The organism is Nonomuraea guangzhouensis (assembly GCF_019396345.1).
Classification (GTDB): domain Bacteria; phylum Actinomycetota; class Actinomycetes; order Streptosporangiales; family Streptosporangiaceae; genus Nonomuraea; species Nonomuraea guangzhouensis.
Genome location: NZ_JAHKRM010000018.1, coordinates 209,221 through 221,584, shown reverse-complemented (window position 1 = coordinate 221,584; position 12,364 = coordinate 209,221). Strand labels below are relative to the sequence as shown.

Sequence of the window (12,364 nt, the reverse complement as noted above, 5' to 3'; positions counted from 1 at the left end):
TTAAAAAACGGCGAAGGGGCTCCTGGGGAGCCCCTTCGCCGTTTGGAATCTTTCTAGGCCTTCGCCAGGGTGCCGAGATAGAGCTCGATCACCTTGGGGTCGTTGGCCAGTTGGCGGCCGGTGCCGGTGTAGGCGTTGCGGCCCTGGTCGAGTACGTAGCCTCGGTGGCAGATCTGCAGGCAGCGCCTGGCGTTCTGCTCGACCATGATGACGGTGACGCCCGCCTTGTTGATCTGCTGGGCCTGGATGAACACCAGGTCCTGCAGCATGGGCGACAGGCCCGCCGACGGCTCGTCCAGCAGCAGCACCGACGGCTCGGTCATGAGCGCCCTGGCCATCGCCACCATCTGCCGCTCGCCGCCCGACAGCGAGCCGGCCCGCTGCTTGCGCCGCTCCTTGAGCGCCGGGAACAGCTCGGCGACGAACTCGAAGCGCTCCTTGAACTTGCCGGGCACCTGGAAGGCGCCCATCTCAAGGTTCTCCTCGATGGTGAGGCTGGGGAAGACGTTGTTGGTCTGCGGGACGTAGCCGACGCCGCGGGAGACCAGCGAGTGCGCCTTCATGTTCGTGATGTCCTCACCCTTCAGCAGCACCGTGCCGCTGCGGATGTTGACCAGCCCGAACATGGCCTTGAGCAGCGTCGACTTGCCGGCGCCGTTGGGGCCGATGATGCCGATCAGCTCACCCTCGCCGACGTAGAGGTCGGAGCCGTTGAGGATGTTGACGCCCGGCAGGTAGCCGGCGATGAGCTCGTCGCACCGCAGCACGGCGTTCTCGGCGCCCGCCAGGTGGGCGGAGCGGTCGGTGATCGCCGCCTTCGACTCGGGCGCGGACTCGGGGACGGCGTTCACTTCTGCGTCTCCTCTTCGATCTCGGCCTCCAGCGCCGCCTCCGCCTCGTGCAACTGCTCCTGGAGCTCGCTCTCCGACAGCGGTGCGTCGTGGTGGGCGCCCAGGTAGGCGTCGATGACGCGGGGGTCGGACATGATCGTGTCCGGTGGTCCCTCGGAGATGACGGCGCCCTGGGCCATGACGATGACCCAGTCGCTGATGTCGCGGACCATGTCCATGTCGTGCTCGACGAACAGCACGGTCATGCCCTCATCGCGCAGGTTCTTGACGTGGCCGAGCAGGGACTGGGTGAGCGCCGGGTTGACGCCCGCCATCGGCTCGTCGAGCATGACCAGCTCGGGCTTGACCATGAGCGCGCGGGCCATCTCCAGCAACTTGCGCTGGCCGCCGGACAGCGAGCCGGCGAAGTCGGCGCGCTTGGCGTCGAGCTTGAACCTGGTCAGCAGCTCCTCGGCCTGCTCGGTGATCGCTTCCTCCTGGGCGCGCCAGGCGCCGGGCACGAGTGCCCGCCAGAAGTTCTCGCCGCGCTGGTGCTGCGCGCCGAGCCGCATGTTCTCCAGCACCGTCAGCCTGGACAGCGCCTTGGTGAGCTGGAAGGTACGGACCATGCCGGCGCGGGCCACCCGGTGGGCGGGCACGCCGCTCATGCTCTGGCCGTTGAACGTCCACTTGCCGGCGTCAGCGGTGTCGAAACCGGTGAGCTGGTTGAAGAACGTGGTCTTGCCGGCCCCGTTGGGGCCGATCAGCGCGGTGATGGAGCCGCGCTGGATCTCGACGTGCGCCACCTCGACGGCGGTCAGGCCGCCGAATCGGCGCGTGACGCCGTCGACCACGAGGATCGGGTCGGGCTTCGGCACACCAGGGTCGCGGGCGAGGTCCTTGAAGGCCGCGAGGGCCGCGGCCTTGCGGTCGGACATTGTGGTCTCAGCGGACGTTTCAGCGGACATCGAAAGCAATCTCCCTCTTGTCACCGAAGATGCCCTGTGGCCGGAAGATGAGCAACAGGATCAGCCCGAGACCCACCAGGATGTAGCGGACCGGCCCGACCTGGATGGAGGTCATGAACGGGATGTACCCCGCCTGAACCGCTTCACTGAGCACACCGTTGACCAGGACCAGCAGCACCCAGAAGATCATCGATCCGATGACGGGGCCGAGCACGCGGGCCGCGCCACCCAGGATCACGATGGTGTAGGCGAAGAAGGTGGTCTCGGTGCCGAAGACGTCGGGCTGCACCGACGCGTACGCCAGCCCGTAGATGAAGCCGCCGAGGCTGCCGATGACGCCGCCCAGGATGAGCGACTGCATCTTGTAGGAGAAGACGTTCTTGCCGAGGCTGCGCACGGCGTCCTCGTCCTCGCGGATGGCCTTGAGCACGCGGCCCCACGGGCTGCTCATGAGCAGGTAGACGATGCCGCACGAGAGGCCGACCAGCACCCACCCGACGAGCATGATCCACAGCAGCCGGTGGTTGAAGGTGAACCAGCCGATGCCGTACTCGCCCTCCGGGAAGGGGTTGAGCGCGTAGAAGCCATCGGAGAAGCCGCGCAGTCCGTCAGAACCGCCGAAGACGTCCCTGAACTTCACCGAACGGAAGACGAGCCGGACGATCTCGGCCGCCGCGATGGTGACGATGGCCAGGTAGTCGGCGCGCAGGCGGAGCGTCGGCGCGCCCAGGAGCAGGGCCAGGAGCACCGCGCCGACGATGCCGACCGCGATGCCGAGCCAGAAGGGCAGGCCCAGGACGGAGACCGTGACGGCCAGGCCGTAGCCCGCGACGCCCATGAACGCCGCCTGCCCGAAGTTGAGCAGGCCCGTGTAGCCGAAGTGGATGTTGATGCCGATCGCGGCGAGCGCGTAGAGCACCGTCTCGACGCCGATGGCGGACTTGACGGTGGTGCTGATGATCGTGATCCAGTCCATGTGACTCCCCCCGTCAGCCGATCCGCTCTCGGCGGCCCAGGATGCCCTGTGGCCGGAAGAGGAGCACGATGATGAGTACGGCCAGTGCCCCGACGCTCTTGAGCTCTGGCGGCACCCAGAGCGTGGAGACCTGGATGAACAGGCCGACCACGAGTGAGCCCACCAGGGCGCCGAACGCCGTGCCGAGCCCGCCGAGCGTCACACCGGCGAAGATGAGCAGCAGGATGTCCTGGCCCATGGTGTATTTCAGGTTTTGAGACAGGCCGAGCATGATGCCGGCCAGCGCGGCGATGGCGCCGCCGGTGGTCCAGATGATGCGGATGACCCGGTCGACGTTGATGCCGGATGAGGCGGCCAGCGCCGGGTTGTCGGCGACCGCGCGGGCCGCCTTGCCGGTGCGGGTGCGCATCAGCGCGAGGCCGACGATGATGAGGACCAGCAGCTCGATGCCCATCGCGACGAAGTTCTTGGGCGCCGCGGAGATCGGGCCGATCTCGATGCCCGGCTGCGCGGTGTACTGGGCGAACGACTCGTTCTGGCCGCCGAACAGGATCAGGAAGACGTAGCGCAGGAAGAGCGCCACACCGATCGAAATGATCATCATGGCGATGGTGCCGGTGCCGCGCTTACGCAGCTGCCCCCAGAAGAACCGGTCCTGCAGGTAGCCGAGCGCGCCTCCGGCGATCACCGCGATCACGGCGGCCGGGATCAGATGCAGGCCGAAGGTCACGTTGAACAGGTAGGCGAGCAGCGCGCCCAACGTGACCAGCTCGCCGTGGGCGAAGTTGGTCAGGCCGGTGGTGCCGTAGATCAGCGAGAGGCCGAGCGCGGCCAGCGCGATGATCAGGCCGAGGTTCAGGCCTTCGAAGGTGAGCTGCGCCGCCTGGTCCAAGAAGGGGCTGGTCTCGGCGCCCTCATCCGCCGGTTGGCCCGCGGCGCCCTTGGGCTGCAGGGCGAACAGGACGGTGGACATGTTGCCGGAGAAGACGGTCGGGGTGCGGACGGCGTTGCCGCCGCGGACCATCGCGTTCTGCGGGAGTGTCTTGACGTCCAGTGTGACCTTGTATTTTCCCGGTTTGTCAATCGGGACTACCCACGCACCCTGGGCGTCGCTTGTAACCTCCTTGACGGGTTGTCCGCCTTCGGTGGTCACGACGATTTTCACGCCGTTCACTGGTTGGCCTTGGAGTTTGAGTGTCCCTCTCAGACCCTGATCGGGGGCCGCCGCCTGGGCGGGGACCGCGAGCAGGAAGATGAGTCCACCCAGGAAGGCCGTGAACGCGATCACGGCTCTGCGCAATGGTGCTCCCTCAAAATAGGTCAAGGCGGGGTTGTGCCCCTCCATCTCGACACGTGGGCATCGCAGGCACAACAACAGGCATGCAATGGCGGGAGCTTATTCTGGTCGCGCCCGGTTCAGGGTCGTTCGTCACCAATTAGTGACACGTGCGTGTCGCTGATGTGAGGAAACAAGACGCCAGGTCAGGGGCTAAATCCCACTAGACGCCTGGCGGTTCCGGGCGCGAATGCGTAACGATCGCTGCAGAACGTGAACGAGCCCGCGGAAGGGGACCTTTGGGACCATGTAGGGCTTCCCCGGCCTTACACGTTATCTACTCGGCCTCCCCCGCGGGCTCCGCTTGGACCACCGTAGCGACCCACGGGGCTCGTGTGCAAAGAGAGCCGCAAAGTCGCGTGGCGTTCAGCGATCGCGCAGCATGCAGGTCAGCCGGGAGGTGCACACGCGCCGCCCCTGCTCGTCGGTGATCTCGATCTCGTACGTGGCGATCGAGCGCCCCCCGTGCAGCTGGGTGGCCACGCCGGTGACGAAGCCGGAGGTGGCCGAGCGGTGATGGGTGGCGTTGATCTCGATGCCGACCGCTATGCGGTCCGCGCCCGCGTGCACGGCCGCGCCGGTCGAGCCCAGCGTCTCGGCGAGCACCGCCGAGGCACCGCCGTGCAGCAGGCCGTACGGCTGGGTGTTGCCCGCGACCGGCATCCGGGCGACCACCCGCTCCGCGCTGACCTCGACGAACTCGATGCCCATCCGGTCGGGGAGCGTGCCTTCGTATACGGCGTTCAACGCCGGGAAATCGGCGGGGTCGATCCGCGTCAAGGGGAGTCCTCCAGTCTTTCGAGCTCAGGTTTTCTGTCGGAGATGGAGACTAGGCTGCTGGTGTGCCGAAGAGTGAAGTGACCCCTAGCCGCCCGTGCCTGTTGCTGCTCGACGGGCATTCCCTGGCCTATCGCGCGTTCTACGCGCTCAAGGACGCCAACCTCATGACCTCCGACGGTCAGCACACCGAGGCGGTCTACGGGTTCACCTCGATGCTGACCAACATCCTGCGCGACGAGCAGCCGTCGCATGTGGCCGTGGCGTTCGACCGGTCGGAGCCGACGTTCCGCCACGAGGAATACGCCGAATACAAGGCCAACAGGAGCGAGACCCCCGAGGACTTCCGGGGCCAGATGCAGCTCATCTACGAGCTCCTCGACACGCTGCGCATCCCGCACCTGTCCAAGGCCGGGTTCGAGGCCGACGACCTCATCGCCACGCTCGCCACCCGCGCCAGCGCCCAGGACATGAACGTGCTGATCGTCACCGGCGACCGCGACGCGCTCCAGCTGGTCGACGAGCACGTCACGGTCCTGATGACGCGCCGCGGCATCAGCGACATGACCAGGTTCACGCCCGAGGCCGTCGAGGAGAAGTACGGCCTGACCCCGATCCAATACCCCGACTTCGCGGCGCTCCGCGGCGACCCCAGCGACAACCTGCTCAGCATTCCCAGCGTCGGCGAGAAGACCGCCGCCAAGTGGGTGCGCGAGTTCGGCTCGCTGACCGCGCTGGTCGACCGGGTCGACGAGGTCAAGGGCAAGGTCGGCGACAAGCTGCGCGAGCACGTCGCCCAGGTGCTGATGAACCGCCGGCTCACCGAGCTGCTGCGCGAGGTCCCGATCGAGGTCGAGCTGGGCGACCTCAAGCAAGGCGTCTGGGAGCGCGAAGAGGTCAACAAGCTCTTCGACACGCTGCAGATCCGCGGCGAGCTGCGCGAGCGTGTCTTCAAGGTGCTCGGCACCGGCGAGGAGGAGCCCGACCAGGGCTTCGAGGTCGAGACCATCATCCTCGGCCCCGACCGCGTCGCGGGCTGGCTGGCCGCGCTGCCCGCCGGCCGGGCGGGCCTCGCCTTCAAGGGCGCCTACGGCAGCGGCACCGGGCGCATCGACGGCATCGCGATCGCCTCGCCCGACGGCACGGCCGCCCACATCGACCCGGTCAAGCTCACCGAGTCCGACGAGGGCGCGCTGCGGGCCTGGCTGGGCGACGCCGACAGGCCCAAGGCCGTCCACGACGCCAAGGGCCCGATCCTCGCGCTCTGGGCGCAGGGCATGAGTCTCAAGGGCCTGACCTGTGACACGGCTCTGGCGGCCTACCTGGCGATGCCCGGCCAGCGCACGTTCGCCCTCGAAGACCTGGCCCGGCGCTACCTCAACCGTGACCTGCGGGCCGAGGAGGAGTCCAGCGGGCAGGCCGCGCTGTTCGGCGACGACGAGGACGCCCCCGCCAAGGACCTGGCGCTGCGCGCCCATGCCGTGCGCGAGCTGGCCGAGGCGCTGGAGACCTTCCTGACGGGCCGCGGCGGCACCCAGCTCATGACCGACGTGGAGCTCCCGCTGCTGAGTGTGCTGGCGGAGATCGAGCGGGCGGGCATCGCCGTCGACAGCGCATACTTCACCGCTCTGGAGGCCGAGTTCGGCGCGGCGGTCAAGCACGCGGTCGAGGAGGCGCACCGGGCGGTCGGCGAGCAGTTCAACCTGGGCTCGCCCAAGCAGCTGCAGGAGATCCTGTTCACCAAGCTCAACCTGCCCAAGACGAAGAAGATCAAGACCGGCTACAGCACCGACGCCGACCAGCTCGCCTGGCTCGCCACGCAGACCGAGCACGAGCTGCCGATCATCATGCTGCGCCACCGCGACCAGACCAAGCTGCGCACCACCGTCGAGGGCCTGATCAAGGAGATCGCCGACGACGGGCGCATCCACACCACGTTCAACCAGATCATCGCGGCCACGGGCCGCCTGTCGTCGGAGAAGCCCAACCTCCAGAACATCCCGATCCGCACCTCCGAGGGCCGCCGCATCCGGCAGGGCTTCGTGGTCGGCGAGGGCTACGAGACGCTGCTCACGGCCGACTACAGCCAGATCGAGCTGCGCATCATGGCCCACCTGTCGGGCGACGAGGCGCTGATCGCGTCCTTCGAGTCGGGCCACGACTTCCACCAGGCCACCGCGGCCCGGGTGTTCGACCTGCCGCCCGAGCAGATCGACGGCGAGCTGCGGGCCCGCATCAAGGCGATGAACTACGGCCTCGCCTACGGACTGTCCGACTTCGGACTGTCCGGGCAGCTCAACATCCCGGTGGCCGAGGCGCGGGCGCTCAAGGAGGAATACTTCCAGGAGTTCGGCGGCGTCCGTGACTTCCTGCACGCCATCGTCCAGCAGGCGCGCACCGACGGTTACACCGAGACCATCATGGGGCGCCGCCGCTACCTGCCCGACCTGACCAGCGACAACCGGCAGCGCCGCGAGATGGCCGAGCGCATGGCGCTCAACGCGCCCATCCAGGGCTCGGCGGCCGACATCATCAAGGTGGCCATGCTCAACGTCTCCCAGGCGATGCGCGCCGAGGGTCTGGGCTCCCGGATGCTGCTCCAGGTCCACGACGAGCTGGTGTTCGAGGTGGCGCCCGGCGAGCTCGACCGGCTCAGAGGGCTCGTGTGCGACCAGATGAACGCGGCCTACCACCTGCGGGTCCCGCTGGAGGTCTCCGTGGGCGTCGGCCGCACCTGGGAGGACGCGGGCCACTGACGGAGCGGCTCGTTCCGCCCTGCCGTGCTTCTGGTCCGCCGCACCTGACGTTTATCGCCGTACGCCGGGGCAGATCGATCTCCGTACGGTGGGGCGGCCCCGCGCCGAGCGGCAGGCGGCCCCGCGCCATGAAACAGGGCGGTCCGGCGTGTCGGGAACACCGGCCGATACGGGGTTCTGGACTACCCTGAGGGTAAGTTTTCACCGACTGGCACGGGAGCCTTGTGCGATCGTCAGCGTCCTACCCACGGATCATCGCCATCGCGCACATCGGGGTGGCGGCAATCGGGGTGATGGCAGTGGCGGTCATCGGGTTGATGCTGCAGTTGCCCTCCGGCCGGGCCGTTCCCGGGCCACCGGCGGCGGCCAGGATCGGGCAGTCCGCGCAGCCCACCCCCGCCCAGCCCGTGCCGACGGTCGCCGAGCCCGTGCCGACGGTCGCCGAGCCGCCCGGAGTGGTGTCCACGCCGGAGTTCGCCAAGCAGGTCAAGGCCAACGAGCTCGGCCTGGTGCCGGTGCTGATGTACCACCGGATACTCAAGAAGCGGTTCGCCTCGATCGACCGCACGCCCGACCAGTTACGCAGGGAGCTGGAGAAGCTGGCCAAGCAGGGCTACTGGCCGATCACCGCCAAGGAGTTCGCCACCGGCGACATCCGGGTGCCCGCGGGCAGGTTCCCCGTCGTGCTGACCTTCGACGACGGGCACGAGAGCCACTTCAGGCTGGACGCGAGCGGCAACCCCGTGCCGAACACAGCGGTCGGCGTGCTCTTAGACGTGGCCCGGCGCTATCCCGAGTTCCGGCCGGTCGCCACGCTGTGGATCAACCACGATCCGTTCGGGTTACGAAAGCCCGAGGAGCAGGCGGCGGCCGTGCGGTGGTTGGTCGGTCATGGGTTCGAGGTGGCCAACCACACCTGGTCCCACCCCAATCTGGCGGCTATGCGGAAGAAGAAGGTCAAGGAGCAGATCGTCCGGCTCGAACGGTTACTGAAGAAGCTCGGCGCCGGTCCGGCGATCACCATGGCCCTGCCGTTCGGGGCGATGCCGCACCCCAAGAAGATCGCCCGCCACGGTGAGTGGGACGGCACCACCTACGACTTCGCCGGGGTCTTCCTGGCCGGGGCCGAGCCATCCCTTTCGCCGTACGCGAAAAAATTTGACCCAGTGGCCATCCAGCGCATCCAGAGCAACGGCAACAAGGGCGAATGCCGCAAGTGGTGCTCGCAGTACTGGCTGGGGTGGCTGAACAAGCATCCTGGGGAGCGTTACGTGTCCGACGGGGACCCGACAAAGATCTCTGTCCCGCAGCGCCTTCAGGGTAATATTGCGCCAAAGCGGAGAGGCCAGCTCGTCATCTATTGACGGGTGGCCGGGCGGTCGGATTGACCCCACGCTGATGGTCTCATATGCTGATCGCTGCGCTGTGGGCTCGCGCGCGCCTCAGACGGAGCGGGCTCGCGCTCGGTCACGTCGATGTCGTCATTCCTCGGCTTGATGCGGAAGAGGGCCTGCCGCGCGTCCGCCACATCGACTTCTGTCCGCGTTCGGAGCAATTCCACACATGACGTCCAGCACTGAGGCCACCTCGAGCACCCCGCAGGTAGCGGTCAACGACATCGGGTCCGAGGAAGCCTTCCTCGCAGCGATCGACGAGACCATCAAGTACTTCAACGACGGCGACATCGTCGAGGGCACCGTCGTCAAGGTCGATCGAGACGAGGTCCTTCTCGATATCGGCTACAAGACCGAGGGTGTCATCCCCTCGCGTGAGCTTTCGATCAAGCACGATGTCGACCCTGCTGACGTCGTGGAGGTCGGCGAACACGTCGAGGCCCTCGTTCTCCAGAAGGAGGACAAAGAGGGCCGCCTGATCCTGTCCAAGAAGCGCGCTCAGTACGAGCGGGCCTGGGGCACGATCGAGAAGATCAAGGACGAGGACGGCATCGTCACCGGCACCGTCATCGAGGTCGTCAAGGGTGGACTCATCCTCGACATCGGCCTGCGTGGCTTCCTGCCGGCGTCCCTGGTCGAGATGCGCCGTGTCCGCGACCTGCAGCCGTACGTCGGCCGCGAGCTCGAGGCGAAGATCATTGAGCTGGACAAGAACCGCAACAACGTGGTCCTGTCCCGCCGCGCGTGGCTTGAGCAGACGCAGTCCGAGGTTCGCCAGACGTTCCTCAACACCCTCCAGAAGGGGCAGGTCCGCAAGGGCGTCGTCTCCTCGATCGTCAACTTCGGTGCGTTCGTGGATCTCGGCGGCGTCGACGGCCTGGTCCACGTGTCCGAGCTGTCCTGGAAGCACATCGACCACCCCTCCGAGGTCGTCGAGGTCGGCCAGGAGGTCACGGTCGAGGTCCTCGACGTCGACATGGAGCGCGAGCGCGTCTCCCTGTCGCTCAAGGCCACTCAGGAAGACCCGTGGCAGCAGTTCGCCCGCACCCACCAGATCGGCCAGGTCGTGCCGGGTCGCGTCACCAAGCTGGTGCCGTTCGGCGCGTTCGTCCGGGTCGAGGAGGGCATCGAGGGCCTGGTCCACATCTCCGAGCTGGCCGAGCGCCACGTGGAGATCCCGGAGCAGGTCGTCCAGGTCGGCGACGAGATCTTCGTCAAGATCATCGACATCGACCTCGACCGGCGTCGCATCAGCCTCTCGCTGAAGCAGGCCAACGAGGGTGTCGGCACCGAGGTCGAGTTCGACCCCACGCTTTACGGCATGGCGGCGACCTACGACGACCAGGGCAACTACATCTACCCCGAGGGCTTCGACTCGGAGACCGGTGAGTGGCTCGAGGGCTTCGACAAGCAGCGCGAGGAGTGGGAGCGGCAGTACGCCGAGGCCCAGACCCGCTTCGAGGCGCACAAGAAGCAGATCGAAGAGGCTCGCAAGGCGGAGGCCGAGGCGGGCGAAGCCGCTCCCTCGTCCTACACCGGTGAGACCGCGGCTCCGGCCAGCAGCTCGGGCTCGTCCGCTCCGGCGGCCGGCGCCCTCGCCTCCGACGAGGCTCTCGCGGCTCTGCGCGAGAAGCTCGCGGGCGGCCAGAGCTGACCTGGTTGGCTAGCTAGTAAAGAAGAACCCCGCACCATCCGGTGCGGGGTTCTTCTTTTGCGCTACATGCGGAACGATCTCTTCCGCGACCCTTTCCAGGGTGGGCGCGGCGGCGGTGAGGGCTTGCCGATCCTGCTCGGGGAGGTTCTGCGGGAGGGCGATCAGGGCGTCATGGAGTGACTCGCCTCTGCGGCGACGTCTAGGTCCGCGATCCATGTGCAGCCGTTGTGGGGGATCTCCGTGAGCGCGATGACCGTGTCCAGGCGGTCACGGGTACGGGTCAACGCGGCGATCTGGGCATCGATGCGCTCGCGTTCGGCGGCGAGCGGGGCACGCGACTCCGGAGTACTGACCTTGGCCTCGACGCAGGGCAGCAGTTCGGCGATGGTCCGGCTGGACAGGCCGGCCGAGTAGAGCATCTGGATCAGCTGGACACGGTCGGCCGCCGGCTCCGGGTAGTGACGCTGCCCGGAGGCGCTCCGGTTCGCGTTCAGCAGGCCCTGCTCCTCGTAGTAGCGCAGGGCCCGCACACTGACGCCCGACCTCGCCGCCAACTCGCCGATACGCACTGTGACCTCCCACACAAGACTTGCCTCTGACGTCAACGTCAGGTTTTAGCCTATCCGGCATGAAGATAAACGGAGCACATGTGCTGGTTACCGGTGCCAACCGCGGCCTGGGCCGGCAATTCGTCCTATCCCTTCTCGACCGTGGCGCCGGCAAGGTGTACGCCACCGCCCGCCGCCCGGACCTCATCGACGTACCAGGGGTCGTCCCGCTGCACCTCGACATCACCGATCCGGCATCGGTCGCCGCCGCGGCCGCTGCGGCGAGCGACGTCAAGATCGTCATCAACAACGCGGGAATCTCGACCGGGGCGAACCTGGTCACCGGAGACCTGGACACGATCCGCCGCGAGATGGACACCCACTTCTACGGCACCCTCAACGTGATCCGCGCCTTCGCGCCCCAGCTGGCCGACGGCGCGATCCTCAATGCCCTGTCCGCGCTCTCGTGGCTCGCCTTCGACGGTGCGGGTGCCTACCATGCGGCGAAGGCCGCTGAATGGGCGCTCACCAACAGCGTGCGCCTGGAGCTGGCCGGCCAGCGCACCCTGGTGACGGGCCTGCACCTGGGCGCCGCGGACACCGACATGATGGCCTGGTACAACGGCGACAAGACCGCGCCCGAGGTGATCGTCGCGGCGGCCCTGGACGGTATCGAGGCGGACCGGCCCGAGGTGCTCGCCGACGACTGGAGCCGCCAGGTGAAGGCGTGGCTGTCCGAGGACCCGAGCGTCATCTACCGGGAAGCGGCGGCCGCCCTCACGTCCTGACCTGCTGGCCCTGAAGGTCACGCCTGCGGACGTGGCCTTCAGGCGGCCTGTAACGTTGCGCGGCGCTCGGCGGTTGAGGCGGTCCAGCGTGCGCAGAGCGAGGCGGTCGCTGACACGGTCGCCTAGATGCCGGCGAAGACCCGCCCGATGACGGCTTACGTCTTCTCGGTGTTGAACGCCCGGACCGCCACGCCCGGACCGCCACGCCCGGACCGCCGTCCGGCTGCTCCGCGAACATCAGGCTGGGCAGATCCGGCTTCCTCTTCCCCGGCGACATGGTCATCCCCCCTTGTTGCGAGCACCACATCCCCGGACATACCGGAGCGAAGGCGACATC

Annotated in this window: 10 protein-coding genes; 4 read left to right on the top strand and 6 right to left on the bottom strand. The window is 67.6% G+C overall.

Annotated features, from left to right (window positions below; genetic code table 11):
- Positions 1 to 53 precede the first annotated feature (53 nt).
- The 5 genes from KME78_RS34480 to KME78_RS34460 form a co-directional block, all read right to left on the bottom strand.
- On the bottom strand, positions 54 to 851 hold the full coding sequence (locus KME78_RS34480; protein ID WP_219533603.1) for an ABC transporter ATP-binding protein: 798 nt from the start codon (positions 849 to 851) through the stop codon (positions 54 to 56).
- On the bottom strand, positions 848 to 1,768 hold the full coding sequence (locus tag KME78_RS34475) for an ABC transporter ATP-binding protein (protein WP_246652608.1): 921 nt from the start codon (positions 1,766 to 1,768) through the stop codon (positions 848 to 850). The genes KME78_RS34480 and KME78_RS34475 overlap by 4 nt, the downstream gene beginning before the upstream one ends.
- 19 nt (positions 1,769 to 1,787) lie before the next feature.
- Positions 1,788 to 2,774: a branched-chain amino acid ABC transporter permease gene (locus KME78_RS34470; protein WP_219533601.1), complete on the bottom strand. Its 987-nt coding sequence runs from the start codon at positions 2,772 to 2,774 to the stop codon at positions 1,788 to 1,790.
- A 13-nt stretch (positions 2,775 to 2,787) separates the two neighbouring features.
- Entirely contained in the window at positions 2,788 to 4,074 is a 1,287-nt protein-coding gene (locus tag KME78_RS34465; protein ID WP_246652568.1) for a branched-chain amino acid ABC transporter permease, read from the bottom strand.
- A gap of 402 nt (positions 4,075 to 4,476) precedes the next feature.
- Positions 4,477 to 4,821 (bottom strand): PaaI family thioesterase, encoded by a 345-nt coding sequence (locus tag KME78_RS34460; RefSeq protein WP_219533665.1) that lies wholly within the window; start codon positions 4,819 to 4,821, stop codon positions 4,477 to 4,479.
- 131 nt (positions 4,822 to 4,952) lie between these two features.
- Between KME78_RS34460 and polA the strand changes: the two genes are divergently transcribed.
- The 3 genes from polA to rpsA all read left to right on the top strand — a co-directional run bounded on the left by polA (position 4,953) and on the right by rpsA (position 10,691).
- Complete coding sequence (gene polA / locus KME78_RS34455; protein WP_219533600.1) at positions 4,953 to 7,643, top strand: DNA polymerase I; 2,691 nt, start codon at positions 4,953 to 4,955, stop codon at positions 7,641 to 7,643.
- 224 nt (positions 7,644 to 7,867) lie between these two features.
- Positions 7,868 to 9,007 carry a polysaccharide deacetylase family protein gene (locus tag KME78_RS34450; protein ID WP_308127242.1) on the top strand — a complete coding sequence of 380 codons (1,140 nt, stop codon included), beginning with the start codon at positions 7,868 to 7,870 and terminating at the stop codon, positions 9,005 to 9,007.
- Positions 9,008 to 9,206: 199 nt separating this feature from the next.
- Complete coding sequence (gene rpsA, locus KME78_RS34445) at positions 9,207 to 10,691, top strand: 30S ribosomal protein S1 (protein ID WP_214637589.1); 1,485 nt, start codon at positions 9,207 to 9,209, stop codon at positions 10,689 to 10,691.
- A gap of 161 nt (positions 10,692 to 10,852) precedes the next feature.
- On the opposite strand, the gene KME78_RS34440 is transcribed toward rpsA, so the two are convergent.
- Positions 10,853 to 11,260, bottom strand: coding sequence for a MerR family transcriptional regulator (locus KME78_RS34440; RefSeq protein WP_219533599.1), 408 nt, complete (start codon positions 11,258 to 11,260; stop codon positions 10,853 to 10,855).
- 59 nt (positions 11,261 to 11,319) lie between these two features.
- Between KME78_RS34440 and KME78_RS34435 the strand changes: the two genes are divergently transcribed.
- A complete protein-coding gene (locus KME78_RS34435; RefSeq protein WP_219533598.1) occupies positions 11,320 to 12,027 on the top strand; it encodes an SDR family oxidoreductase in 708 nt (235 codons plus the stop codon).
- Positions 12,028 to 12,364 lie beyond the last annotated feature (337 nt).

Bases quoted from the DNA above. Each gene is read 5' to 3' on its own strand.
- KME78_RS34460 (WP_219533665.1), bottom strand. From the start codon at position 4,821: ATGGGCATCGAGTTCGTCGAGGTCAGCGCGGAGCGGGTGGTCGCCCGG.
- KME78_RS34435 (WP_219533598.1), top strand. From the start codon at position 11,320: ATGAAGATAAACGGAGCACATGTGCTGGTTACCGGTGCCAACCGCGGC.
- KME78_RS34475 (WP_246652608.1), bottom strand. From the start codon at position 1,768: ATGTCCGACCGCAAGGCCGCGGCCCTCGCGGCCTTCAAGGACCTCGCC.
- rpsA (WP_214637589.1), top strand. From the start codon at position 9,207: ATGACGTCCAGCACTGAGGCCACCTCGAGCACCCCGCAGGTAGCGGTC.
- KME78_RS34470 (WP_219533601.1), bottom strand. From the start codon at position 2,774: ATGGACTGGATCACGATCATCAGCACCACCGTCAAGTCCGCCATCGGC.